Source organism: Streptomyces cucumeris (assembly GCF_024295805.1).
Classification (GTDB): domain Bacteria; phylum Actinomycetota; class Actinomycetes; order Streptomycetales; family Streptomycetaceae; genus Streptomyces; species Streptomyces cucumeris.
Window position 1 is genome coordinate 55,953 of the sequence record NZ_JANCLX010000037.1, and the last position, 26,123, is coordinate 82,075.

The 26,123-nt window shown below is 71.8% G+C and carries 14 protein-coding genes; 4 read left to right on the forward strand and 10 right to left on the reverse strand.

Annotated features, from left to right (window positions below; translation table 11 throughout):
- The first annotated feature begins 297 nt into the window (after positions 1 to 297).
- Complete coding sequence (gene katG, locus NMK44_RS35440) at positions 298 to 2,511, forward strand: catalase/peroxidase HPI (RefSeq protein ID WP_254750973.1); 2,214 nt, start codon at positions 298 to 300, stop codon at positions 2,509 to 2,511.
- Positions 2,512 to 2,610: 99 nt separating this feature from the next.
- Here katG and NMK44_RS35445 read toward each other — a convergent pair whose 3' ends face one another.
- The 3 genes from NMK44_RS35445 to NMK44_RS35455 form a co-directional block, all read right to left on the reverse strand.
- Entirely contained in the window at positions 2,611 to 3,105 is a 495-nt protein-coding gene (locus tag NMK44_RS35445) for a gamma-glutamylcyclotransferase family protein (protein WP_254750975.1), read from the reverse strand.
- A 77-nt stretch (positions 3,106 to 3,182) separates the two neighbouring features.
- Positions 3,183 to 4,592, reverse strand: a complete 1,410-nt coding sequence (locus NMK44_RS35450) for an MFS transporter (RefSeq protein ID WP_308358708.1) — start codon at positions 4,590 to 4,592, stop codon at positions 3,183 to 3,185.
- Between the two features lie 72 nt (positions 4,593 to 4,664).
- Entirely contained in the window at positions 4,665 to 5,207 is a 543-nt protein-coding gene (locus NMK44_RS35455; protein WP_374215390.1) for a hypothetical protein, read from the reverse strand.
- Between the two features lie 253 nt (positions 5,208 to 5,460).
- On the opposite strand from NMK44_RS35455, the gene NMK44_RS35460 reads away from it, so the two are divergent.
- Positions 5,461 to 7,407 carry a glycoside hydrolase family 5 protein gene (locus NMK44_RS35460; protein ID WP_254750979.1) on the forward strand — a complete coding sequence of 649 codons (1,947 nt, stop codon included), beginning with the start codon at positions 5,461 to 5,463 and terminating at the stop codon, positions 7,405 to 7,407.
- A 19-nt stretch (positions 7,408 to 7,426) separates the two neighbouring features.
- Here the strand turns inward: NMK44_RS35460 and NMK44_RS35465 are convergent, their stop codons facing one another.
- A complete protein-coding gene (locus NMK44_RS35465; protein WP_254750981.1) occupies positions 7,427 to 10,000 on the reverse strand; it encodes an MGH1-like glycoside hydrolase domain-containing protein in 2,574 nt (857 codons plus the stop codon).
- A 469-nt stretch (positions 10,001 to 10,469) separates the two neighbouring features.
- Between NMK44_RS35465 and NMK44_RS35470 the strand changes: the two genes are divergently transcribed.
- Positions 10,470 to 11,690, forward strand: coding sequence for a DUF418 domain-containing protein (locus NMK44_RS35470; protein ID WP_254750982.1), 1,221 nt, complete (start codon positions 10,470 to 10,472; stop codon positions 11,688 to 11,690).
- An 18-nt stretch (positions 11,691 to 11,708) separates the two neighbouring features.
- Here the strand turns inward: NMK44_RS35470 and NMK44_RS35475 are convergent, their stop codons facing one another.
- From NMK44_RS35475 to NMK44_RS35490, 4 genes are all read right to left on the reverse strand, one after another.
- Complete coding sequence (locus NMK44_RS35475; protein ID WP_254750983.1) at positions 11,709 to 12,938, reverse strand: phospholipase D-like domain-containing protein; 1,230 nt, start codon at positions 12,936 to 12,938, stop codon at positions 11,709 to 11,711.
- Positions 12,939 to 13,068: 130 nt separating this feature from the next.
- Positions 13,069 to 14,820 (reverse strand): DUF6895 family protein, encoded by a 1,752-nt coding sequence (locus tag NMK44_RS35480; RefSeq protein WP_254750984.1) that lies wholly within the window; start codon positions 14,818 to 14,820, stop codon positions 13,069 to 13,071.
- Between the two features lie 66 nt (positions 14,821 to 14,886).
- Complete coding sequence (locus tag NMK44_RS35485) at positions 14,887 to 15,084, reverse strand: hypothetical protein (RefSeq protein ID WP_254750985.1); 198 nt, start codon at positions 15,082 to 15,084, stop codon at positions 14,887 to 14,889.
- Between the two features lie 159 nt (positions 15,085 to 15,243).
- Entirely contained in the window at positions 15,244 to 15,717 is a 474-nt protein-coding gene (locus NMK44_RS35490) for a hypothetical protein (protein WP_254750987.1), read from the reverse strand.
- 162 nt (positions 15,718 to 15,879) lie between these two features.
- On the opposite strand from NMK44_RS35490, the gene NMK44_RS35495 reads away from it, so the two are divergent.
- Positions 15,880 to 16,545, forward strand: a complete 666-nt coding sequence (locus NMK44_RS35495; RefSeq protein ID WP_254750989.1) for a class I SAM-dependent methyltransferase — start codon at positions 15,880 to 15,882, stop codon at positions 16,543 to 16,545.
- Positions 16,546 to 16,610: 65 nt separating this feature from the next.
- Here NMK44_RS35495 and NMK44_RS35500 read toward each other — a convergent pair whose 3' ends face one another.
- Positions 16,611 to 17,804: an acyl-CoA dehydrogenase family protein gene (locus NMK44_RS35500; protein ID WP_254750991.1), complete on the reverse strand. Its 1,194-nt coding sequence runs from the start codon at positions 17,802 to 17,804 to the stop codon at positions 16,611 to 16,613.
- Positions 17,805 to 17,811: 7 nt separating this feature from the next.
- Entirely contained in the window at positions 17,812 to 26,004 is an 8,193-nt protein-coding gene (locus NMK44_RS35505) for a type I polyketide synthase (protein ID WP_254750993.1), read from the reverse strand.
- Positions 26,005 to 26,123 lie beyond the last annotated feature (119 nt).

Here is a 26,123-nt window from a genome sequence, read left to right on the forward strand (position 1 = left end):
AGACAGGAAGCCTCCAGTACGACAGGAGAAAGAGACGTGACGGGACCACCGCCGGACAGCTCCGCGGTGCAGGCCCTCGGGTGACGGCCTCCCGCGTCGCGCGGTCCGAGCACGTGGCCCCCTGCCTCCTTCCCCCGTCATGCGCGAGGACATCCGCCTCACCGCGTCCGACGACACCAGCCTCCCGGTCGTCTTCCCGACCGAGGACGCCGGAGTCACCTGCCGGGGCAGCGCCCCGACCGTTCCACCATCCGCAGTTCATGAGCACCGTGATCCGCCTGGTCCGGAAGGATTCCCATGTCTGAGAACCATGACGCAGTCGTCGTCGACGCGAAGACGGAAGGCGGAGGCTGCCCGGTCGCCCACGGACGCGCACCGCACCCGACACAGGGCGGCGGAAACCGCCAGTGGTGGCCCGACCGGCTGAACCTGAAGATCCTTGCCAAGAACCCGGCCGTGGCGAACCCGCTCGGCGAGGAGTTCGACTACGCCGAGGCGTTCCAGGGCCTCGACCTCGCCGCCGTGAAGCGGGACATCGCCGAGGTGCTCACCACCTCGCAGGACTGGTGGCCGGCCGACTTCGGCAACTACGGCCCGCTGATGATCCGCATGGCCTGGCACAGCGCGGGCACGTACCGCATCAGCGACGGCCGCGGTGGCGCGGGCGCCGGTCAGCAGCGCTTCGCCCCGCTGAACAGCTGGCCGGACAACGGCAACCTGGACAAGGCCCGCCGTCTGCTCTGGCCGGTCAAGAAGAAGTACGGCCAGGCCATCTCCTGGGCCGACCTCATGATCCTCACCGGTAACGTCGCCCTGGAGTCGATGGGCTTCGAGACCTTCGGCTTCGCCGGTGGCCGTGAGGACGTCTGGGAGTCGGAGGAGGACGTCTACTGGGGCCCCGAGACCGAGTGGCTCGGCGATGCCCGCTACTCCGGCGACCGTGAGCTGGAGAGCCCGCTCGGCGCGGTCCAGATGGGCCTCATCTATGTGAACCCCGAGGGCCCCAACGGCAACCCGGACCCGATCGCCGCGGCCCGGGACATCCGTGAGACGTTCCGCCGGATGGCGATGAACGACGAGGAGACCGTCGCGCTGATCGCCGGTGGCCACACCTTCGGCAAGACCCACGGCGCCGGTCCGGCCGACCATGTCGGCGACGACCCCGAGGCCGCGGGCATCGAGGAGCAGGGCCTGGGCTGGCGCAGCACCTACGGGACCGGTAAGGGCGGCGACGCCATCACCAGTGGCCTCGAGGTGACCTGGACCAGCACCCCGACCCGGTGGGGCCACGAGTTCTTCAAGAACCTCTTCGAGTACGAGTACGAGCTCACCCAGAGCCCGGCCGGTGCCAACCAGTGGGTGGCGAAGAACGCCGAGGCCATCATCCCCGACGCGCACGACGCGTCGAAGAAGCGTCTCCCGATGATGCTCACCACCGACCTGTCGCTGCGTTTCGACCCGGTCTACGAGCAGATCTCGCGCCGCTTCTACGAGAACCCCGAGCAGTTCGCGGACGCCTTCGCCCGCGCCTGGTACAAGCTGACCCACCGCGACATGGGCCCGGTCGTGCGCTACCTCGGCGCCGAGGTGCCCTCCGAGGAGCTGCTCTGGCAGGACCCGCTGCCCGCGCGCACCGGTGAGGCCATCGACGCCGCCGACGCCGCCGCGCTCAAGGAGCAGGTCCTCGCCTCCGGTCTGACCGTCTCGCAGCTCGTCGGCACCGCCTGGGCCTCGGCCTCGACCTTCCGCGGCAGCGACAAGCGCGGTGGCGCCAACGGCGCGCGCGTCCGTCTGGAGCCGCAGCGCGGCTGGGAGGTCAACAACCCGGACGAGCTCGCCCAGGTGCTCCGCACCCTGGAAGGCATCCAGGAGTCCTTCAACGCCAAGGGCGGCAAGCAGGTCTCCCTGGCCGACCTGATCGTGCTCGCGGGCAACGCGGCCGTCGAGCGGGCGGCCAAGGACGGCGGTGTCGAGGCCGAGGTGCCGTTCTCGGCGGGCCGGGTGGACGCCTCCCAGGAGCAGACGGACGTCGAGTCCTTCGCCGCCCTGGAGCCGGCCGCCGACGGCTTCCGCAACTACGTGGGCAAGGGCAACCGCCTGCCGGCCGAGTACCTGCTGCTCGACAAGGCCAATCTGCTCACCCTGAGCGGCCCCGAGATGACCGCCCTCGTCGGTGGTCTGCGGGTGCTGGGCGCCAACCACGGCGGTTCGAAGCACGGTGTCCTCACCGACCGTCCGGGCACCCTGACCAACGACTTCTTCGTCAACCTGCTCGACCTGGGCACGACCTGGAAGTCCACCTCCGAGGCGCAGGACGAGTTCGAGGCCCGCGACGCGAGCGGTGCGGTCCGGTGGACCGGCACCCGTGCCGACCTGGTCTTCGGCTCGAACTCCGAACTCCGCGCGCTCGCCGAGGTCTACGCGAGCGATGACGCGAAGGAGAAGTTCGTGCGGGACTTCGTCGCCGCCTGGGCCAAGGTCATGGACCTGGACCGGTTCGACCTGGTCTGATCCGCTCCGCCACGTCCAGGCCGGCCCGTCACGGGTCGGCCTGGACGTTTTTCCGTCCGGTGGTCCGGTGGTTTGTTGGTCCGGCGCGGTGTTTCCCGGCTACCGCTCGGAGCGGGTGGCCACCGCGGTCAGTTCCGGGGCGACCTCGGCGCACAGGGCGGTGAACTCCGTCAGGTGGCGGGCGGCGAAGTCGGCGGCGTGCCAGGTCTCCGGGCGGACATCGCCCTCGCGCCAGAGGTAGGCCCAGCCCTGGGCGCCGGAGGTCAGCGCTATCCGGCCCGGCTCGTACTCGTCGTCCTCGAACGCGTCGAGGATCTTCCACTCGGTGAGGCTCAGATCGGTGAGCAGCAGACCGGGGGCCGTGGCGCCGGGTGCGGGGACCAGCCCCGGGTAGACGCGGCCTTCGAGGGTGGCGGCGCGCCAGCCGGGGGCGGCGGCGGGGGTGCTCCGCGGCAGCCGCCCGAGCAGATGGGTGAGTACGGCGTCGAACTGGAGCGTGCCGTAGACGAACAGCGCGTTGGGGCCGTCGGCGAGCCGGTCGCGCAGGGCGGCGTCGGGGCCGGTCGAGTGCTCGACGGGGGTGGCGTCCTGCACGTGTCTCTCCGTTCCCTCCGCAGGAGCGGTCGGCGGCTTCCCGGTCACCCTATACGGCGGGTTGTGCGACGGGGGTTTCAGTGCCCGGCGGGAGCCTCGCGCCCGGTCCGGGACGGTACGCACCACCAGGCGAGGGCCGCGGCGGTCAGGTACGCGACGGCGCCGATGGCCATGCTGAGGCGCAGTCCGCTGCCGTAGGTGGCGGCCGTGGCGAGCAGCGTGCCGCCGAGTGCCACACCGGTGGCGCTGCCGAGTTGGCGGGTGGTGTTGAACAGCGCGGAGGCGGTGCCCGAGTACGCCGGGGGCACGGCGCCCATGATGGTGGAGGTCGAGCCGGTGAGCGCGAACGAGGTGCCGAATCCCGCCGCCATCATCGGGACCACCAGCAGCGCATAGCCGGGGTCGTCCCCCGCCGCGGCCCAGCCGCCCAGCCCCAGGGCGGCCAGCAGCATGCCGCTGACCACCAGCGGACGGTCGCCGGTCCTGCGGGTGAGCCGTCCGGACAGGACGGAGGCGAACATCGTCATCGCCACCGCGGGGAACAGCGCCACCCCGGTGACCAGGGCGCTGAAGCCGCGCTGGTGCTGGAAGTCGAGGCTGGCGGTGAACACCATGCCGTAGAAGCCGAAGTTGAACAGCAGACCGATGACGGCCCCGCCGCCCAGCGCCGGTGACCGCAGCAGACCCGGCGGCAGGGCGGGGGTACGGGCCAGCCGCTCGCGCACCATGAACGCCACGGCCGCCACCACGGAGAGCCCCACCCCGGCGAGGACGGCCGGATCGGACCAGCCGCGCCGCCCGGCCTCGTTGAGCGCCGCGGTCAGCGACGCCACGGCCGCGACCACCGCGCACTGCGCGGGCCAGTCCAGGGCCCGGCCGGTGAGCCGTGGGGAGCGGGCCACATGGCGCGGGGTGAGCACCAGACAGGCGATGCCGACGGGCAGGTTGATGAGGAACACCCACCGCCAGCCCACCGTGGAGACCAGCAGTCCGCCCAGCAGCGGCCCGGCCGAGGCCGCGATGCCCGCCACCGAACCCCACAGCCCGAAGGCCCGTGAGCGGTCGGCCGGATCCGGATACGCCTGCCGGAGCAGGGCCAGCGAGCCGGGCACGATCAGCGCCGCGCCGAGCCCCTCCAGCAGCCGGGCCGCGACCAGGAACGGCGTGGTCGGCGCGAAGGCGCACGCGGCCGAGGAGACGGTGAACACCGCCACCCCGGCGCAGAAGACCCGGCGGTTGCCCAGCCTGTCCCCCAGTGCGCCACCGGTCAGCAGGAACCCGGCGAAGACCAGGGTGTATCCATCGGTGATCCACTGGATTCCGGTGAGCGAGGCCGACAGCTCCCGGCCGATCACCGGTACGGCCACATTGATGACCGTGACGTCCAGGATCACCATGAAGTACCCGGCGCACACGGCCAGCAGCGGGACCAGCGACCGGCGGGAGGCGGGTGGCCCGTCCCCGCCGGAAGACTCCGCGAACGCCACGTCCCCAGCTCCATCCCGTTCCCGTGCGTATTCCGGCAAAAGCCGCGACAGGGGATGGATACCACAATGCGCTCAGGCGGAGCGGACACGGCGACCGCGCGGCCGGCGGCGCCGGTAGTAGGAGACGGTGACCGCCCCGGTCAAGGGGCCCCACAGCACGAGCGGCTGGTAGAGGATGCCGACCACGAGGCTTCCGGTGTCCGTCATGTCGTGGTGGGAGTAGGTCCACCACCGGGGGACATCGGCCCAGAGCACGGTCAGCGCCACCGCGCCCAGCGCGGCCGGGACGACGGCGGCCATCGGGCGCACGGCCCGACCGCCGAGCCACGGTATCCAGCGCGGCACGACCTCGCCCCACGGCCGCACCAGGCCGATCGTCAGGAGGGCCACGCATTCGCACACCACGCTCAGCGCCAGCATCCAGACCTTCGCGCCCGGAGACCGGAAGTCCGCGAAGCCCTCCTCGGTGTAACCGGCCGGATGCCCCAGCACCAGGGCGATACGCCACAGACCGCTGGGCAGGACGGCCCAGGTGGTGGCGTGGGCCGCCCACACCGCCCAACGGGGCGCCGGGGCACTGGACGTCGAGGATGCGGGGACCGTCTGCGTGCTCATGCACAACATCCTGCTGAGCCCTGCTGCGCGGGGCGTCGTCCCGCGGGGCCGTTCCGCGCGGTCCGGGGGATGACACCGGATGGAGCCCGCTCGGCCACCCGGCGGAAGCCCCGTCCACCGCGCGGACGAGACACCGGGCGATGTGCCGGGCGAGGCGCCGGGAGGCGCGTTGGCTCAATGGGGGGCTGGTCCCCGGGAGTGACACCGGCCATCATGGCGCGGACACCACCCCCACACCCCCGGGACGGACTTCGTGAACGGATCCCTCGTCAGACCATTACTGGCCACCTTCCTGGCGCTGCTGTGCCTGTCGGCACCGGATGCCACCGCCGCCCCCCGGACGGCGCAGCGCGCCCCGGCGGGCGCGGCCGCGGCGCCCACGCCCACCCCGGCGGCGGCCGACTGGAAGGGCCCGCTGAGCACCCGGGGCCGCTGGATCGTGGACGCCGACGGGAAGCGGTTCAAGCTGAAGTCCGGCAACTGGCATGGCGCGAGCGGGACATGGACCGGCTCCGGCGATCAGGAGGAGGACGCCAACCACCACGGGGGCGAGAACGCGGGACGGATGCCGCTGGGACTGGACCGGGCGTCCATCGGGGAGATCGTCTCCGGATTCCGGGAGCTGGGCATCAACAGTATCCGGCTGCCGTTCTCCAACGAGATGATCCATGACACCCGCCCCGTGACGGACGACGCGGTCGCCGCCAACCCGGAGCTGCGCGGCAGAACACCCCTCCAGGTGTACGACGTGGTGGTACGGGAACTCACCGCCTCCGGACTCGCGGTGATCCTGAACAACCACACCAACACCACACGGTGGTGCTGCGCGGTGGACGGCAACGAGCGCTGGAACGCGAGCCAGCCGGCGGCGGCCTGGGAGAGCGACTGGCTGTTCATGGCCCGCCGCTACCGGGACAACGAACGGGTGGTCGGCGCCGACCTCTACAACGAGGTGCGCCGCTCGGTGTGGGACGACCCCAACTGGGGTCTGGGCGACCGCCACGACTGGTTCGCCGCCTCCCAGCGGGCCGGTGACCGCATCCTGACCGAGGCCAATCCGGACCTCCTCATCATCGTCGAGGGCATCAACTGGACCGGGATCCCCGTCGACGGACTGCCCCATGAGCGCCCCGCCCTGGAGCCCGTCCGCAGGCTGTCGCACACCCTCGTCGACTCCGGCAAGCTGGTGTACTCCGCGCACTTCTACGACTACACCGGTCCGCGCCACACCGGCGCCACCGGTGTGGGCGAGACCAGCGACCCCCGCTACCGGGACCTCAGCCCCGCGGAGCTGGCCGCCACCCTCATCCGCCAGGCCCTCTACGTGGCCTCGGAACCGGACCGCCACTTCACCGCTCCGGTCTGGATCAGTGAGTTCGGCATCGGCGGCCGTGAGGAGACCGGTGCGAAACAGCGGGCGTGGTTCGAGAACTTCGTCGACGAACTCATCCGAGCGGACGTCGACTTCGCGTACTGGCCGCTGGTCGGACACCACGAGAACCACACCGGGAACGGGTGGGCACTGCTGCACTGGGACGCGGAGGGCCGCCGTATGGGCCTGTACGACGGGGACGACTGGCGGGCGGCGGCCTGGACCAGGCTGATCGACGCGAAGGAGCGCACCGGTGCCGTCGCCCCGGTGGCGCGCTGGTCGATGCTCAGCCCCGACCACGGCGATTTCGTGGCGTCGCGGCGGATGCGCGCACTGCCCGACCCCGACTGGGACCACGGGGCGCGCAAGGCCGTCTGCCCCGACGGCCAGCGGCTGCTGGGGCTGAGTCACACCGGCAACCGAGGACTGTGCTCGGACGTGTCCGCCGCGTCGCCTGCGGACACCGGCGGTGGACACGAGGTCGTCCGGGACGAACGGCATGTGGCCCCCGGCCGCGAATGGGCGTCCGGATACACCAAACTCCAGTGCGCGGACGGGCAGTTCCTCATCGGCTACAGCGTCCGCGGCGCGGCGGTGTCGGCCGCCCTGTGCGCGGCCGCCGCCCCCGGGAAGCTGGGGACGGACGGCCGCACGGTGTGGTTCGACCGGGGTGACAACCGCGGGACGGCTCCCCGAGGCGGTGACTTCGCGCAGGGCCGTTACAAGGGGCAGTGCGCGGACGGCGAGTACGCCGCCGGGATCGCGTACACCGGCCGCGTGGGATCGTTCCGCACCCCGGACGCCCTGTACTGCCGGACGCTGCGCTGAGCGGGACGGCCCGGACGCGTCACCGGGCCGTATGCCGCTTCAGCCGCGCCGTGATGGCGTAGACGTCGCTGTTGTTGGACGGACCGCTCCGGGTGTCCCGGTAGAGGGCGTTGTCGGAGAAGTAACTCATGTTGACCGCCCGTGGGTCCTGGGCGAGTACGACGCGGTAGGCACGCCCCCCGGTCAGCCGGGCCGAGGCGTAGGTGGAGCCGCGTACGGTCGTCCAGCTCCCGGTGTTGGGCATCGCGATGACCTTCTGGGCGACCAGGCGGTTGGTGGCGTCGTCGTACACGCGCAGCATCTTCATACCGCTCGACACACCGGTGTTGACGGGGCCGCCGACCGCCGCGTCGGCCTGGATCAGGTACTCGCCGTCGGACCTGGGCCTGATCCGGGCCGTGATGCTGTCCCTGGCCCCGGTGCCCCAGTCCGCGTAGTACACACCGTGTTCGCCGCTGGTGCGGTGGCCGCCGGTGACCTCGAAGTCCTCCCCGGTGACCTTGGTGACGCGGTCGTGGCGCGGACCCCAGGAGCAGCGTGGCTTCGCGTGCTGGGAGGTGTTGCCGGAGGAGGGGTAGCGCAGCCGGACGCTGTAGCAGTGCGAGACCTTCTCCGGGCGCGCGGTGCGGTCGGTCCAGACCGGGTCGGCACCGGAGACGCGCTGGTTCTCGGCGATCACCCGGCCGTCGCGGAGGACGTCCATGGTGACCTTGGAGGGCTTCTCGTCCCCGATGCCGAGGGACAGTCGGGTGCGGCCGCCGGTGGTGGTGACCCCGCGCACGGTCGGTGTGTCGGGCCCGTACAGCGCCTCCTTGGAGGAGACGTCCACCGGCTTCGGTGCGGGCGAGGCCGATCCGGGGCGCGGCGGGCCCAGTTCGATGACCAGTTTCGCGGTGCCCTCGCCCAGCATCTCCTCGGTGATGGGCGTACCGGCGGGCAGTCGCTCACCGTTCAGCCTCAGCGAGGTGACCCGGTAGGCGCCGCGCTCCGCGGTGTCCTCCGGGAGGTCGAGGGCGATGTCCACGGTGTGGCCGCGGTAGTTCAGGTGGTGGAGTGCGGCGCGGTCGCTGCCGCGCAGATAGGTGTGGCGCAGTCGTGCCGGGAGGAAGGGCTTGATGTGCAGTCCGTCGCGGCGCGCGTCGATGCCGAAGAGGCTCTGCTGCACCATCGACAGCATGCCCGCGACGCTCCACAGCTGACGGTCGGAGTTGATCTCCGTCTTGGTGCCGCCGTCCAGGAGGTTGATGTTCTCCTTGTTGGTGCCGAACAGGGCGCCGCCGCGGATCAGGGACCGCGCCTGGAGCGTGGCCACGCCGTCGTTTCCGGTCTTCGCGGCCGCGCGCATCAGATACGCGGTGACGAAGGGCCAGACGGCGTTGTTGTGGTACGCCGGTACGCCCTGCTGCTGCGGCCACAGCACGGACGGGCCGTAGGGGGTCTGCGGGTAGCCGGCCACCGCCTGCCGGGCTTGGCGCGGTGTGGCGACACCGGTGAGGACGGCCAGCGAGGTGCCCAGGGCGTCGTAGCGGCGCGCCGGTGAGGGGTCCAGCTCGGTGGTGAGCATCTGGGCGAACTGCCCCTGTCCGGGCAGCCAGAACGCGCGGCGGATCGCCGTGGTGAGCCGGGTGGCCCAGCCGCGGTACTTGGCGGCCGCCGCCTCGTCGCCCGCGTCGGCCGCGAGACGGGCGGCGGTGTCGAGCGCCACCCGGTGCAGAACGTTGGTGGACAGGGAACGTGAGGTGGCAATGGTGGCCACGTCGTCCTTCGTCCAGTCCGGGTAGCTCTGTTCGCGCCAGTCGAGGAAGGAGTGTTCGCCCTTGTAGAGGCCCTGGCGCGGATCGTAGACGACCTTGCGGTCGTGTTCGACGGTGTTGCGGATCGCGTCATAGGCCCGGCGCGCGAAGGGTTCGCGTTCGCCGTCCGGGAGCCAGTCGAGTATCTCGCTCGCGCCCATCGCCCACACCACGCGGTCGGAGGAGCTGGGGTAGCTGCCGCCGGTGCCGGTGTCCTGGATGACCTGGGTGTCCCCGGAGCCGTCGCGGCGGTCGCTGAGCTTGAACGCGAGGGTGTTGCGCATCCGTTCCGGGTCCGCGGGGGTCAGTCCGAGGTCGGCGGAGTAGGAGACGTCGCGGGTCCAGACGTATGTCCACGACTTGCCGGTGATGTAGCAGCCGCCCGGACACGGCACCGGTTCGCCGTCGTTGTACGCGTCGTCGGTGAGCTGGTCGGTCTCATTGCGCCGGGCGTCGTCGTGGGCCATCGCGTACAGCCCGTCCAGCAGGACCGAACCGGAGCGCAGGGTCGGCCGGTCCGCGCTCTCGCGGAACGTCCGTTTCCCCGCGACCGAGCTGACCAGCTTGTAGGTCCGCAGACAGCCGTCCCCGACATGGGTGACGGTCAGTGTCGCGGAGCCGGTGCCGTCCGCGAACCGGCCGCTCTCACCGGCGGGTCCGCACCGCGCGGGGCCCTGACCGGCGGCGCGTGCGGGCGCTCCGGCCGCGGGTACGGCCGCACCGGACGCGGCCACCACCGCGACGGCCACCAGGCCCCGGCCGATCAGCTCCGTCGTTCTGCGCCGTCGCATACGCAGCATGTGTTCACCTTTTGAAGAGAAGAAGGAGGGAGTTGAGGAAGCAGCTCCAAGAATTGCGGTGAAGTTAGCCCCGCGCCACAGACGCGTCAAGGGATCGGCCAGAGGTTGCCGCACCCGGTTCGCCCGGGATGGCGATCGACACACGAGACAGCGTTTGCAACCGCCAGATCTAAGGAAATCCGCATTGACAGCCCACTTGACACCCACCTAGCCTGCAAACGCTGCGATCACCACTGACGGTGTCCACGGGGGTCCCGGGGCGGGGCCGTCGAGGCATGGACCGCTGCGCCGTTGGGTTCAATCGCCGAACTTCTGTCGCGTCCGACGATGTCGGGGGTGACTACACCCACGGGACCGGGCTCTGCACCCGAGGGGGGAAGTGACCCCACGTCAGGTGCGACTTTCGACGGACGGCGGGTTCGGCTTTCGTCATGAGGAACGCGGCCCTGACGTCCCCAACGATGGAGGAATGACCGCTCCAGCGCGCAGTACCTCCACCACACCCTCCGGTGCCGGTACCCCCACCCCGGCCGGAGGCCGGCTGCCCCTGCTCGACATCCTGCGGGGTGTCGCCATCCTGGGCACGCTGATGACCAACGTCTGGGTCTTCACCGGCCCCGGCGCCGAGTGGGGAATCCTCGAGAACGCCACCGGCGGGCGCGGTTTCGGCTCACTGCCCGCGGCGGCCGAGAGCCTGTTCCAGCGGATGGCCGACGGGAAGTTCCTGTCGATGCTGACGATCCTGTTCGGCGTCGGCCTGGCGATCCAGTACGACTCCGCCGCCCGGCGCGGACAGCCCTGGCCCGGCCGCTACCGGTGGCGCGCCCTGTTCCTGTTCGCCGAGGGCACCGTGCACTTCGTCCTCGTCTTCGCCTGGGACGTGCTGATGGGGTACGCGGTCACCGCCCTGCTCGTCGCCCGGCTGCTGAACCGCTCGGACCGGGCGCGCCGACGGGTCATGTGGTGGGCGGCCGGACTGCATCTGGTGGTGATGGGGCTGCTCACGGCGGCGCTGGTGGCCCATGGGAGCGACGGGGACGGCGCCGGGGACCGGGAAGGCGTCTCCCGGGACATCGTGGATCTGTACGCGCACGGTGGCTACCCGGACCAGATCTCCTTCCGCCTGGAGCACGCCCTGGTGCTGCGCATGGAACCGGTGCTGTCCTTCGGGCTCCTGGTGTTCCTCTTCCTCCTCGGTGTGCGGCTGTTCCGGGCCGGGGCGTTCGGCATGGACGAGACGGGCCGGCGCATCCGTGGCCGGATGCTCGGCTGGGGCCTCGGGCTCGGAGTGCCGCTCACCGTGGTGGTCACCCTGGCCGGTCAGGACTACACACTGCTGGGACGGTACTGCGCCGCCCCGCTGGTGGCGGTCGGTTACATCGGACTGATCGGCGCGGTGGTGGGCCGGGTGCGGCGCCCGGGGCCGCTCACGACCGGACTGGTGTCGGTCGGCCGGACGGCCCTGTCGGGGTACGTGCTGCAGAACCTCCTGTGCGTCCTGGTCTCGTACGGCATCGGGCTCGGCCTGGCGGACCGGTTCGCATCGGCCCGTCCGTGGTGGGTGATGGGGCTGTGGGCGGCGGTGTGCGCCGTCCTGATGTTGGGCGCCACGCTGTGGCTGCGCCGGTTCCGCAACGGACCGCTGGAGTCGGTGCAGAAGTGGGCGCTGCGACGCGGGGAGAGTGGCTAAGCCGTGCGCGGCCGGGGCTCAGAGGAACCGGCGGATGGGGGCGACGGCGGCCTCGCGGGCGCGTTGCAGCAGGGGTCGCCGTTGCCACCGGCCAGGATGGATCCGCTCGCTCTCCGCCACATCCGCCTCGAAGTGGGCGTCGAGCGTCGCCGTGAACTCCTGGTCCAGTACGGCGAGCATGACCTCTTCGTCGTGGTCCAGGGAACGGCGGTTGAAGTTGGTCGATCCGACGAGCGCGGCGACGCGGTCGACGGTGACGACCTTCGCGTGCATCATCGTCGGCTGGTACTGGTGGATGCGCACCCCGGAGGAGGTCAGCGCCTCGTACAGACGCTGTCCGGCGAGCTGGGACACCCGCTTGTCGGTGTGCGGACCGGGCAGCAGGATCTCCACCTCGACACCGCGCCGCGCGGTGGCACAGAGCAGTTCGGTGAAGTAGTCGTCCGGTGAGAAGTAGGCCGTGGTCACCCGGAAGCGTTCCTCGGCCGACTCCAGCATGGTCCGGAGCAGTGTCTGCATGTCCTGCCAGCCGAAACTGGCCGATCCCCGGACCACCTGGACCACGGCGTCGCCCTGGGGGCTGTGCTGGACGAACCGGTCGTGTGCGTCGAAGAGTTCATCGTGGCACTCGGCCCAGTTCTGGGCGAAGGCCGCGGCCATCCCGTCCACCGCCGGTCCGCGGACCTCGACATGGGTGTCCCGCCACTCGCCCGGGTTGCGCGCGTCGCCGCACCACTCCTCGGCGATGCCGACCCCGCCGGTGAAGGCTTTCCGCTCGTCGACGACGAGGACCTTGCGGTGGCAGCGGTGGTTCTGCTTGAACGGTGAGAGGTACAGCGGTTTGCGGAACCACGCCACCTGCACCCCGGCGCGTTCCATGGCCCGCAGCTGGTCCTCCTCGATCAGACGGCTGCCGAAGCCGTCGAGCAGCAACCGGACACGCAGGCCCCTGGCGGCGCAGTCGGCCAGCGCCCGTGCGAACTCACCGGCGATCTCACCCTTCCAGTAGACGAACGTCATCATGTCCACCGTGTGCTCGGCGGAGCGGATCGCCTCCAGCATCGCGGCGAAGATCTCGTCCCCGTTGCGCAGCGGGGTGAGCGCGTTGCCCTCGGTGGCGGCGACGCCGATCAGGCGCTCGAGTCGTCTTCGTATCCGCATGGCCCGGTCGTCGAGGGAGACGGGCCCGGACTCCCGCGCCACGGGCGGCCGGGGGGTCAGCTCGGGCGGTTCCTGGGTGGTGGTCATGGTGTCACCTGGCCGGTACGCGCTAGGGGGCGGGGTGCCACGGGACCCGGTCCGGCGCGGGCCGCGGCGAGCAGACTGGTACCCCGAAGCCTTCAGCGCACTCCTGGCGTCTTCGCCGGTGCCCGACAGATCACCCCGCGGGGGTCGACAGGGTGACCACACAGCTCTGTGTCCACCGCTGCCGCAGCCCCATCCGCTGGTCGGGGTCGTCCACGGCCGGCCAGCCGAAGGCCCCCGAGGGCGTCTGCTGGCGCAGCAGGAACTCGACGCCGTCGCGGACGACGCGGTGGTCGGCCCAGCCGAGCAGGATCAGGCACCGCAGCAGTACGGCCACCTCGTCCAGCTTGTAGTCCTGGCAGGCCGCCGGGAGGGCCGCGGCCAGCCGCTCCCCCACGGCGCGGGCCGCCTCCCCGCCGGGCAACCGGTCCGGATCGTCCCCGGCGTACTGGACCAGCCCCTTGGCGGTCATCGCGGGTGGCGGGACGGCCGTCATCAGGGGCGTGGGGTCAGCGGAGGCGATCAGGGCGTTACCGGTGTCCTCGGTGAGCCAGCCCAGCCGCATCAGGTGCGCCACTCCGCCCGCGGCGGCGACGGGGACGGCGGTGAGACCGGTCAGCGCGGTGGCGGTGTCCTCGAGGAAGCGGTCCAGCGTGGCGCAGTCGCGGGACGCCGCCCGGAGGCCATGGGCGCATTCGAAGACCACATCGGCTCCGACCCGGCGCCACGGTGACGGCCCCTGCTCGGCCTCCACCCGTTTGACGACCGAGGCCAGCGCGGCCTGGGCGAGGGCGGGTTCCGCGAGCGCGCGGGCTCCGCGCGCGGCGGTGGCCGCCGCGGGCAGGGCGTCATCGAGGTCGGCGGTGACGGCGGCGTCGGCGAGCCAGAGCGTGGCCCGGCGCAGGGCGGTCGTGCGCTGCGTGTCGTCCGGCGCGGTGGCGGGCGAGGGCCGTGGGCGGCGGATCACGGTGACGCCACGGGCGAGCAGTCCGGCGAGCGCGGCGACGATCGTCGTGTGGTACGCCGTGGCCCAGGAGCGGTACTCCTCGTCGGAGCCCTCGAGTCCCGGGTGGACGATCCCCTCCGGACCGGCGACCCGGCCGTCGGCCTCCTGCACCTCCACCAGGAAGGCCCAGCCCCGCTCGGCTTCCGCAGAGTCGTGGACGCCCAGGCAGAGCAGCGAACAGAGCAGTTCCGCGACGAGGTCCGCGTTGCCCCGGTGTCGGGAGAGCAGACACAGCGCCTCGAGGAGCTCGACCGCACGGGACAGGTCGAAGCCCGCGGGCCAGCGCGGGACGCGCAGTCCGAAGTCGGTGGCGTAGAAGACGGTATGGGTGATCGCGTAGATGTCGCGGTCCCCGAGCCTGAGCACGGACGGGTCCGCGCAGAACAGCGTCAGCGGCAGGACGTCCTCGACCGGGGGCAGCGGGTGGTCCACTCCGGCCAGTTCCAGGGTGTGCAGCAGATCGAGCTGCCGATACGGGATGCGCTCGAACGACGTCGCGTAGCGGCCCGCCACGGACTGCTCGATGAGGTGGTGGAATTCCTCGCTCTCCTGCCCGCACAACCGGAGCGCCGCGTGCGTTCCGGCGTACAACAGGAGCGCGCGTTCATCGCGGCCGACGAGTTCCCGGTAGGACGGGCGTTTCGCCGCGGCGCTCATCCGGTCGAAGAGCCGCTGATAGTCGCCGTCGAAAGGAGCGGGGTCCAGCCGGGCGCGAAGTCCGACCAACAGGGCCATCTCCACCAGTGCCTTGCGGGCGAAAAGAACGGTGCTTTCCTCCGCGGTGTGCGGATCGAACCGGAAGTGGTGCGCGGCCAGCCAGGAAACCGCTCGCTGCTCGACCGCGCGCCACGGTCGGGGCAGTTCTCCCGCCGCTTTCATCGGTACCACAACTGCCCCCTCATCACTGCGCTGCTACCGGACCGGCCTCGGCTCGCGAGGTCGTCCTCACTGGTCCGCGGCGGCGGCCTCGTCGCATTCGGCCGCGACGACGAGTACGTACTTCTCCCACGCCAGCACATAGCCGGCGACCTCGTCGAGGGTGGTGGTCGCGCGGACCAACTGCTCCAGCGGTATCTCGAGATGGACCAGTCCGGAAGTCTGCAGGAACTCCAGGGCTTTCCGGGTGTCAATGGAACAGGACATGGCTTTCCTCCATGGCTGGGAAGGGAACCCCCGGCGGAATTGCGCTACCTCATCGCCGAGGTGGGTCCCAGTGTGTCCATGGACCGAGAGGGTGTCACCCACGCTTTCATTACTCATATCATCAACGGTGGGAAATGAGGAAAGAGCATGCGTCTCCCGTTATTCACGGGGTTTTTGGGCCGCCCTGGCGCGGCGCTCCGTATCGAGGGCCGCGGCACCGGCGGAGGCCACCGCGGCCAGCGACAGGGTGAGCACCGACGGATTGATGTATCCGGGCACATCGTCGGTGGCGTAGTCGCCATGGCCGTTCGTCTCGCAGACGAAGCGCAGCGGAATGTAGTCGATGCGGTAGTCGACGACGTGCTGGACGCGCTCCTCCTCGGCGGGGATCCGGCAGGGGATGAGCGGCGAGGAACCGGCGCCGCCGTCCTCCGCGGACAGGGCGGTCAGCGCGACGATGATCATGCCCCAGGTGTAGACGGCCAGCGCGGCGCCGCCCAGGAGGGCCGCGAGCATCCGGAACCACGCACCGTCGCCGGTCCGGCGGAGGGCGCCCCGGCCGAGCAGGCTGAGGCCGTGCCCCGTGAGCCCGAAGGCGGTGACCAGCCCGACCACGATGAACAGCAGCACCATCCGCCGATCACACCAGGACGGTCAGATGCCGGCTGTGACGGAGCCCATAGTTCCGGCAACAGAGCTGTCACAGCGGACCGTCCGGGCCGGGGCGGCGGCGGGAATGTACGGCACCGTATAGTTCTGACCGACGCATTCGCTTCCGTCGGCCGGAGGTTCCACGTGACCGCCTCGCCCCAGTCAGACCAGGTGCTCGCCGGGCAGACCATCTACCGACCGTGGACGCTGCCGCTGTACGACCTGGTCGCGTTCAAAATCAACTGCCGGTTCCTGTTCCGCGTGCCGGTGTCCGAGGTGCTCGGCCTGTTCGACCGCAATGTCTCCGCCGAGCATCTGGACGTCGGCGTGGGCACCGGCTACTTCCTGGACAACTGCCGCACCACGCCGGGGCAGTCCATCACCCTGGCCGATCTCAACGAGCACTCGCTGCGCCACGCGGCCCAGCGGCTCGCCCGCTTCGACGTCACCACGGTCAAGGCCAACGCGCTGGAACCACTGCCGCTGCCGGAGCGGGCCTTCGGCTCGGCCTCGATGAACTTCCTGCTGCACTGCGTGCCCGGCACCATCCGCGAGAAGGCCGGGGTGCTGGACCACGTCGCGGCCTGTGTGCGGCCGGGCGGACGCCTCTTCGGCGCCACCGTGCTCACCCAGGGGGTGCCGGTGGGCGCGGCGGCACGGGTCAACTTCCGGATGTGGAACCGGCGCGGTTTCATGCACAACGCCGAGGACCGTCTGGAGGATCTACGCGCCGAACTGGCCTCCCGCTTCCCCGACCACACCCTCACCGTCCACGGCTGCACCGCCCTCTTCGAGGCCGAGGTCCCCTGAAGCCCCGTGGACAACGGCAGGGCCCGGCGCGCCGCAGACGCACCGGGCCCTGTGACCGCGCGTCCCTAGGAGCGGCGCGGCACCGGGATCACATACCGGCTGAAGAGCAGATCGCGCAGGACGTCGTCACCGCCCTCGACCAGGGAGACATAGCGGATGTCACGCATCAGCTTCCCGATGGGCAGGTCATGGGTGTACCCGAGCCCGCCGAACATCTCGGAGCCCACGCTCGCCAGGTCCCAGCCGGCCTGACCGCAGAACATCTTGGCGGTCAGGGCGGACTTCAGGGTGCCCTGCCGGTGGAAACTGGCGGCGGCGCCCGGATCGGCCATGATCGCGTCGTAGTCGCGCGCGGCGCGCAGACAGTGGCTCTTCATGACGTCGATCTGCATCTCCATCTGCCCGAGCCGCTGGGCGAAGACGGGGTTCTCCATGAGGACTCCGTCGCGCAGCGGCTTGGTCCTGGCATAGGTCATGCAGTGGTCGCGGATGCGACGGGCGACCCCGATCGCGGTGGCGGCGATCAGGATCCGGCTGGCGTTGAGCCCGATCTCCAGCAGCCGCAGCCCCGAGCCCTCCAGACGGTTGGCGACCGGCACCCGGCAGCCCTTCAGGCTGACCTGGTAGGTGTACGAGGCGCGCAGACCGATGACGTCCCAGCGCTTCACGATCTCGACACCGGGGGTGTCACGCGGGATCAGCACGGCGTGGTACGCCTCGGGGTCCTCGGCCGAACGGGCCACGACGACCAGGAAGTCGGCGAAGTCGGTGTTGGTGGAGAAGAACTTCTCACCGGTCACGACGAGTTCGTCGCCGTCGGTCGCCACCACGGTGTCGATCTTGGCGAGTTCGCTGCCCGCCGACTGCTCACTGCCCAGGGTGGCGCAGAACGAGCCGCGCTCGGCCATGGGCGCCAGATGGCGGGCCTTGAGCTCCTCGGAACCGTAAAGCTGCACGATGCTGGTGCCGAGCACCGAGATGAAGAGCGTGAAGGCCACTCCGGCATCGCCGTAGGAGAGCTCGTTGACGATCCCGACGCTGTCCTCGAGGCTCAGGCCGCGGCCACCGAGCTCCTCCGGCAGCCACCAGTTGGCCAGTCCGGTGTCCCGGAACTTCTCGTAGACGTCCGAGGGCTTCTCCCCGAGCGCGTCCAGCTCCGTGTGTGAGCCGCTGAGACACTCCTTCACGAAGGTGCGAACGGCCTTCAGGTCTTCCGGTTTCATCTCTCCACCCTTGTCGAGGTCAGTACACGGGGTCACGCGGTGCTCATTCGGCATTCGCCCGCTGTACGAGCGCCTCGATGTCGAGGTCGTCGATCTCGTCCAGCCCGTCCAGTCCGTCGAGCTCGTCGTCCGGCAGGCCGACGGGGTCCGCCTCCGTCTGCTCCGGCTCGGGGAACAGCAGCTCCCGCAACCGCTCCGCCAGCGCGGCGGGCGTCGGATAGTTGTAGATCACCGTGGCCGGGACATGGACTCCCGTGTCCTGCTTGACCTGGTTGCGGAACTCGACACCGCTGAGCGAGTCGAACCCGATCTCCTGGAACGACATATCGGCGTCGATGTCATCGGCGGACGGATAGCCCAGCACCACGGCCGCGGTCTCCAGCAGCAGGGCGACCAGTTCCTCGCGCTGCTCCTCCGGCGCGAGGAGGGCCAGCCGGCCCGCCATCGGGGACTCCCCGCTCTCCTCGGCGGCGGCGGGCCGCTCGGCGGGCGCGGGGAGCGCGGGCTGGACCAGGGTGCGCAGCAGCGCGGGGACGGTGTCCTGCCACAGGGCGGCCCGCTCGATCTGCACGGGCAGTTGCAGCCGCTCCTCCGCGGCGAGCGCCGCGTCGAACAGGGCGGTGCCGCGCGCCGCCGTCAGGGGTGTCATCCCGTGGCGGCGGAACCGCGCCAGATCGGCCTGGCCGAGGGTGCTCGCCATGCCCAGCTCCCACGGGCCCCAGGCCAGTGAGAGCGCGGGCAGTCCGGCTCCGGCGCGGTGCTCGGCCAGGGCGTCGAGGAACGCGTTGGCCGCGGCGTAGTTGGCCTGGCCCGCGTTGCCGACCACCCCCACGACCGAGGAGTACAGCACGAAGGCCGACAGGTCCATGTCCTTGGTGAGTTCGTGCAGATGCCAGGCGGCGTCGACCTTGGGCGCGAACACCCGGTCGATCCGCTCGTCCGTCATCAGCTCCACGGTGGTGTCGTCGAGGACGCCCGCCATGTGCACGACCGCGGTGAGCGGTGCCTCCCGGGGGATCCGCGCGAGCTGCTCGGCCAGTGCCGCGGCGTCGGAGACATCGCAGGCCGCATGGGTGACATTGGCACCGAGCCCGGTCAGCTCGGCGGCCGGACCGGCCGCGCCGGAGCGGCTGAGGAGCAGCAGGTTGCGCACCCCGTGCTCGGTGACCAGATGCCGGGCGAGCAGGGCGCCCAGACCACCGGTGGCGCCGGTGAGCAGCACCGTACCGTCCGGGTCCCAGCTCTGCCGTGTGGTGGTGGCGGCGTGCGAGGACACCAGACGCGGCACATAGGTCCGGCCGCGCCGCAGTGCGACCTGGGGCGCCCGGGCGTCCAGGGTCTCCAGGGCGCGCCGTGACTCCTCGCTGCCGTCGGTGTCCACCAGGACGAACTGGTCGGCGTGCTCGGTCTGCGCGGAGCGCACCAGGCCCCAGACCGGTGCGAGGGTCAGATCGGGCGTCTCGCCGGGGAGGACGGCCACGGCGCCCGTGGTCACCACGGCCAGCGGGCGGTCGTGCGGGGCCTCCAGCCGCCGCTGCACCAGTTCCAGGGCCGTATGGGCACTCGCCCGCGCCGCCGCGGGGGCCTCGCCCGCCCCCTCGGTCCCGATGTGTGCGATATCGGCCGTGACGGCCGGGCCTTGCGGGGTCTGCTCGGCGGGTGCCCAGCGCAGCGCGAACAGGGAGTCGGCCAGGGAGCCCCTGGAGAGCTGGTCCGCCGAAGCGGGCATCAGGGCCAGGGATTCGACGGTGAGCACGGGCGCGCCGTCGGCGCCGGTGATGGCGAGTGACACCTCGGTGTCGCTGATCCGGGCGACACGCACCCGCAGCCGGCTTCCGCCGGGCGCGTGGCAGGTGACCCCGGACCAGGAGTAGGGCAGCACCGTATGGCTCGGGTCGTCCGAGACGATCAGCGAGAGCAGCGGGTGCAGCGCGGCGTCGAACAGGGCCGGGTGCACCGCGAACCCGCCCGTGGCGTGCGGTACGTGGTCGGGCAGCCGGACCTCGCCGTAGACCTCGTCACCGAGCCGCCAGAGCGTGTGCAGCCCCTGGAAGGCGGGGCCGTAGCCGTAGCCGCGGTCGACCAGCTCCGGATAGAAGCCGGACACATCGACCGGTTCGGCGTCCTGCGGGGGCCAGACGGCCTCGGCGGCGGTGCGGGCGGGGGCCTTGGGGACCACCTGCCCGGCGGCGTGCCGGATCCAGGCGCTGGAGACGCCGGAGGCGGGACGGGAGTAGACGCCGATGGGGCGCCTGCCGGTCTTCTGCTCCGCCTCGCCCACGACGACCTGAACCTGTACGGCGCCGTCGGCGAAGGTGAGCGGCGCCTGGAGGGTCAGTTCCTCCAGGGCGTGGCAGTCGGTGCCCTCGATCGCGCGCAGCGCCATCTCCACCACGGCCGCGCCGGGGAACACCGCATGGCCGTAGATGGCGTGGTCGGTGAGCCAGGGTTCGGTGGCGAGGTCGATCCGCCCGCTGAAGGCCACCTGGTCGCCGACGGCGAGTTCGGTGGCGGCGGACAGGAACGGGTGGCCGACCGGCTGGAGTCCGGCGCCCGCGAGGTCGCCCCGCGGCTTACCGGACTGCGCCCAGTAACGCTGGTGGTCGAAGGCGTAGGTGGGCAGGTCCACGGGGCTGCCCTGGACGCCGACGGCGTCCAGGTAGGCCCGCCAGTCGACCGGGACACCGGCGGTGTGCATACGGGCCAGGCCCTCCGCCGCGGCGCGCGCCTCCGGACGCCCCTTGCGGACGAGGGGTATCGCCGTGAGGTTGGCGTCGGTGAGGGATTCGGCGGCCATGGCGGAGAGGACCCCGTCGGGGCCGACCTCGACCAGCGCCTCGGCCCCGGCCTTCACGGCGGCGGCCACACCGTCGGCGAACCGCACGGCGTCCCGTACGTGGCGCACCCAGTACGCGGGCTGTTCCAGCTCGCCCGGTTCGGCGATGGCGCCGGTCACATTGGACACGACCGCGGTGTGCGCGGGCGCGTAGGCGACCGATTCGGCGACGGTGCGGAACTCGTCCAGCATGGGGTCCATCAGCGGCGAGTGGAAGGCGTGCGAGACGCGCAGCCGGGTGGTCTTGCGCCCCTCGGCGGCCAGCGCCGCGGCCACCTCGGTGACCACTTCCTCCACTCCGGAGATCACCACGGCCGTGGGGCCGTTGACGGCGGCGACGGAGACGGCCTCTTCGTGTCCGGCCAGGGCGGCCCGGACCTCGTCCTCGTTCGCCTGTACGGCCACCATGGCACCGCCGCGCGGCAGCGCGCCCATCAGGCGTCCGCGCGCGGTGACCAGACGGGCCGCGTCGGCCAGCGAGAACACGCCCGCCACATGTGCGGCGGCCAGTTCGCCGATGGAGTGTCCTACGAGCACGGCGGGTTCGACACCGAGGGAGGTCAGCAGCCGGTAGGCGGCCACCTCGAAGGCGAACAGCGCGGGCTGGGTCATCGCGGTCTCGTCCAGCAGCCCGGCCTCCGCGGAGCCGGGTTCGGCCGAGACGATCTCGTCGACCGGCCGCTCCAGCAAGGGGTCGAGCGCGGCGCAGACCTCACGCCAGGCGTCGGCGAACGCGGGGAAGGCCGCGATGAGTTCCCGGCTCATCCCCAGGCGCTGGCTGCCCTGTCCGGAGAACAGGACGCCGACGGTGGGCGGGGCCGAGGCATGGCCGGTGACCACACCGGACTCCCGCTGCCCCCGCGCCAGCGCCTCCAGCCCGCCGAGCAGTTCCTCCCGGCCGGTGCCGATGACCACGGCGCGGTGGTCGAAGGCGGAGCGCCGGGTGGCCAGGGACACGGCCACGTCGGCCGGGTGCGCCGCGGGGTCCCCGGCGAGCGCGTCGGCCAGTTTGCGGGCCTGTCCGGCCAGCGCCTTGGCGCTGTGTGCCGACACCGGCCACACCGTGGCGCCGCGCGGCGCGGTGGCGGGCGGCGCGACGGGCCCGGCCGGATCGCCCTGCTCGATGATCACGTGCGCGTTGGTGCCGCTGATGCCGAACGAGGAGACCCCGGCGCGCCGGGGGCGGTCCGCCTCCGGCCAGTCACGCCGTTCGGCCAGCAGCCGTACGGCGCCGGAGGTCCAGTCGACGCGGCTGGAGGGCACCTCGGCGTGGAGCGTCCTGGGCAGGACGCCCTCGCGCATCGCCATGATCATCTTGATCACGCCCGCGACACCCGCGGCGGCCTGGGTGTGTCCGATGTTGGACTTCAACGACCCCAGCCACAGCGGGTCCTGGCGGTCCCGGCCATAGACCGACAGCAGCGCCTGGGCCTCGATCGGGTCACCCAGACCGGTGCCGGTGCCATGTGCCTCCACCGCGTCCACCTCGGCCGGGGACAGCGCCGCCGAGGCGAGGGCCTGGCGGATCACCCGTTCCTGGGAGGGGCCGTTGGGGGCGGTGAGGCCGTTGCTCTCGCCGTCCTGGTTGATCGCGCTGCCGCGCAGCACGGCCAGGACACGGCGGCCATGACGGCGTGCGTCGGACAGCCGCTCCAGCACCAGCACACCGACGCCCTCGGACCAGCCGGTGCCGTCGGCGTCGTCGGAGAACGCCTTGCAGCGGCCGTCGGCGGCCAGTCCGCCCTGCCGGGCGAACTCGACGAACATCCCCGGAGTGGACATCACGGTGACGCCGCCCGCCAGGGCGAGCGAGCAGTCACCGGAGCGCAGCGCCTGGGCGGCCAGGTGCACGGCCACCAGGGAGGAGGAGCAGGCGGTGTCGACGGTGACGGCCGGCCCCTCCAGTCCGAGGGAGTAGGCGATCCGGCCGGACACCACACTGCCGGAGCCACCGGTCAGGGCGTGGCCCGCGAGGTTGCCGGACACCTCCTGGAGGCGCGGCAGATAGTCCTGGGCCATGGCGCCCATGTACACCGCGGTGGCGGTGCGGCGCAGGGTGGCGGGGTCCTGGCCCGCGTGCTCCAGCGCCTCCCACACGGCTTCCAGGGCGAGCCGCTGCTGCGGGTCCATGGCGAGGGCCTCACGCGGGCTGATGCGGAAGAAGCCCGCGTCGAAGTCGGCCGCGCCGTCCAGGAATCCACCGGCGGGAGCGAAGTCGGCGTCCACCTCGACCTGCCAGCCCCGGTCCTCGGGGAAGCCGGTGATGGCGTCGACCCCGTCGGCGACCAGCCGCCACAGGTCCTCGGAGGTGGTCACACCTCCGGGCAGCCGGCAGCTCATGCCGACGATGGCGATCGGGTCGTCGTCCGCGGCGGCGCCGGGAACGGCTCCCGCGGCGAACGGGTCCTCGCCCGGTCCGGTGAACTGCTCACGCAGATGGCGGACCACCGCCGCGGGGGTCGGGTGGTCATAGGCCAGTGAGGCGGGCATCTGCAGACCGGTCGCGGTGTTGAGCCGGTCGCGCAGTTGCACGGCGGTCACCGAGTCGAAACCGAGCTCCTTGAAGGTGTTGTCGGTGCCCATCCGCGCGGTGTCGGCGTGGCCGAGCAGCACCGCCGCCTCACCGCGCACCAGCGTCCACAGCTCCTGCTCGGACATCCCGGTGGGAGCCGGGGCGGTCCCGGCCGCGGGCACCGCGGCGGCGACCGGCCGTGCGGTGGGCTCCACGGCGGTGGCCCCGTCGACCCAGTGGGTCTCCCGCTGGAAGGCGTAGGTCGGCAGCGGCACCCGCCGGGCCCCGGTGAACACCCCGCGCCAGTCCAGGTCGACACCGCGGCTGTACAGCTCGGCCATGGACAGCAGCAGACGGTGCGTCTCGTCCTCGTTGCGGCGCAGCGTGGGCTGTACAACGGCGGAGCCGACGGTGGCCGCGGCGTGCATGGTCAGCACCGGATGCGGGCTGACCTCCACGAACACCCCGTAGCCGTCATCGGACAGGGCCTGGACGGTGTCGGCGAAGCGCACCGGCTCGCGCAGGTTCCGGTACCAGTACTCGGCGTCCAGCGTGGCGGGGTCGACGCGTCCGGCGACGACGGTGGAGTAGAACGCGACACCGGTGTCGGTGGTGGCGGCGCCCGCCACTCCGTCGAGCACCTCGTCCCGGATCGACTCCACGTGGTCGCAGTGGGAGGCGTAGTCGACGGGGACGACACGGGCGCGGATGTCCCGGGCCTGGCAGTCGGCGACGGCGGCGCGGACCCCGTCGGGGTCGCCGGAGATCACCACGGTGCCGGGCGAGTTCACGGCGCCGATGGAGACCCGCGACTGGTCGACCTGGTCGGCAGGCAGGTCCAGAACGGCCATCAGGCCCCGCCCGGACAGCTTCTCGGTGATGATCCGCGCACGGGCGACGATCAGGCGGATGCCGTCGGCCAGCGAGAGGATGCCCGCCGCGGTGGCGGCGGCGATCTCGCCCTGGGAGTGGCCGATCACCGCGTCCGGCTCCAGACCCGCCGCACGCCACACCTCGGCCAGCGAGACCATGACCGCGAACAGCGCGGGCTGGACGACGTCCATGCGGGTCAGGGCGTCCTCGTCGCCGAGCACCTCGCGCAGCGAATAGCCGCCGAACTCCCGCAGCAGCGCCTCGCACTCGTCCATCCGGGCGGCGAACACCTCGTTGGCGTCCCACAGGCCCTTGGCCATACCGACCCAGTGGGCACCCTGGCCGGAGAACACCCACACCACACGGCCGCCCTCGGCGGCGGTGCCGGTGACCACCCGCGGCGAGGGTGTGCCCTCGGCCAGCGCGGCCAGGCCGTCGAGCAGTTCCGCCCGGTCGGCGGCGAGGACCACGCCCCGGCTCTTGAGCGAGGAGCGGGTGGTGGCCGTGGAGAAGCCCACGTCCAGCGGGCGCAGCGCGGTGTCCTCGGCGACCCAGTCGTGCAGCCGCCGGGCCTGGGCGCGCAGCGCCCGCGGGGTGCGGGCGGACACCAGCACCGGGACCGGGGTGCCGGTCCCGGCGGGCTCCCCGGCCCGCGGCGCGGGTTCCGGGTCGGGCGCGGGCTCCGGATCGGGCGCGGGCTCCGGATCGGGCGCGGGCTCCGGATCGGGCGCGGCGACGACGAGGTGGCAGTTGGTGCCGCCGATACCGAAGGAGCTGACACCGGCCAGCCGGGGCTCGTCGGGCCACGGCGCGGCGTCGGCGTTGACCCGCAGCTTCCACTCGTCCAGCGGGATGTCCGGGTTCGGACTGCGGTAGTTGAGGCTGGCGGGCAGCACACCGTGGCGCACCGAGAGCGCGACCTTGATGAGGCCGAGCACACCCGCGGCGGCGTCCAGATGGCCGATGTTGGTCTTCACCGATCCGACCAGCAGGGGTCGTCCGGAGTCACGGCCCTCGCCGAACACGGCGGCCAGGGCGCTCGCCTCGACGGGGTCACCCGCCCGGGTGCCGGTGCCGTGCAGTTCGACGTAGCCCACCCGCTCGGGGGCGACTCCGGCGGCCCGGTAGGCCCCGCGCAGCAGGGCCCCCTGCGCCTCGGCGCTGGGCACGGTGAGCGCGCCGAGGCCGTCGTGGTTGACGGCGCCGCCGAGCAGGACGCAGTACACCTGGTCGCCGTCGGCCACCGCGTCGGCCAGGCGCTTGAGGACGACCACGCCCGCGCCCTCGCCACGGACGAAGCCATTGGCGCGGGCGTCGAAGGTGTGGCTGAGGCAGTCCGGCGAGAGCGCCCCGGAGCGGGCGAAGGCGATGGTGCTCTCCGGCACCAGGTTCAGATGCACACCGCCCGCCAGGGCCGTGCGCGCGGCTCCCGACCGCAGGCTCTCGCACGCCATGTGCACCGCGACGAGGGAGGAGGACTGCGCGGTGTCCACCGTCAGACTCGGTCCGTGCAGGCCGAGTTGGTGGGACACCCGGTTGGCGATCAGACCGCGGCTGAGCCCGGCGATCGAATGGTGGGTCAGCGCGTCACCGCCGTGCCGGTGCACCAGGGAGGCGTAGTCGTCGCCGGTGGCGCCCAGGAACACCGCGGTGGCGCTGGAGCGCAGGCTCTCGGGCGGGAGGAAGGCGTCTTCCAGCGCCTCCCAGCCCAGTTCGAGCACCATGCGCTGGCGCGGGTCCATCACCGCGGCCTCTCTCGGGGAGATCCCGAAGAAGTCCGCGTCGAAGTCGGCGACGCGGTCCACGAAACCGCCCCGTGGGTGCCGCGCCAGCTCGGCGATCCCGGTCGGCCACCGGTCGGCCGGTCCGTCCGTGATCGCGTGCTCCCCCGCTTCCAGCAGCTTCCAGAAGGAGCGCACATCCTCGGCACCGGGAACCCGGCACGACATTCCAATGACGGCGATGGCATCGGGACCCACACCGGTGAGCCCCTGCCCGCACTCGTTCACGCCCATAGAGCTCCAGCCCTCTCTTACCCCTTTGACTGCACGATCCGCGAACGGGCCCCGTGGATACACTTCAGGACGTTTTTTCGCGGACACGGCGGCCGGGCGGCGGGCGGGGACGGGGTGTC

Excerpts from the sequence above, each read along its gene's own strand:
- NMK44_RS35475 (WP_254750983.1), bottom strand. The coding sequence starts at position 12,938 with ATGACCACCACCCAGGAACCGCCCGAGCTGACCCCCCGGCCGCCCGTG.
- NMK44_RS35490 (WP_254750987.1), bottom strand. The coding sequence starts at position 15,717 with ATGGTGCTGCTGTTCATCGTGGTCGGGCTGGTCACCGCCTTCGGGCTC.
- NMK44_RS35465 (WP_254750981.1), bottom strand. The coding sequence starts at position 10,000 with ATGCTGCGTATGCGACGGCGCAGAACGACGGAGCTGATCGGCCGGGGC.
- NMK44_RS35480 (WP_254750984.1), bottom strand. The coding sequence starts at position 14,820 with ATGAAAGCGGCGGGAGAACTGCCCCGACCGTGGCGCGCGGTCGAGCAG.
- katG (WP_254750973.1), top strand. The coding sequence starts at position 298 with ATGTCTGAGAACCATGACGCAGTCGTCGTCGACGCGAAGACGGAAGGC.
- NMK44_RS35455 (WP_374215390.1), bottom strand. The coding sequence starts at position 5,207 with ATGAGCACGCAGACGGTCCCCGCATCCTCGACGTCCAGTGCCCCGGCG.
- NMK44_RS35470 (WP_254750982.1), top strand. The coding sequence starts at position 10,470 with ATGACCGCTCCAGCGCGCAGTACCTCCACCACACCCTCCGGTGCCGGT.
- NMK44_RS35485 (WP_254750985.1), bottom strand. The coding sequence starts at position 15,084 with ATGTCCTGTTCCATTGACACCCGGAAAGCCCTGGAGTTCCTGCAGACT.
- NMK44_RS35505 (WP_254750993.1), bottom strand. The coding sequence starts at position 26,004 with ATGGGCGTGAACGAGTGCGGGCAGGGGCTCACCGGTGTGGGTCCCGAT.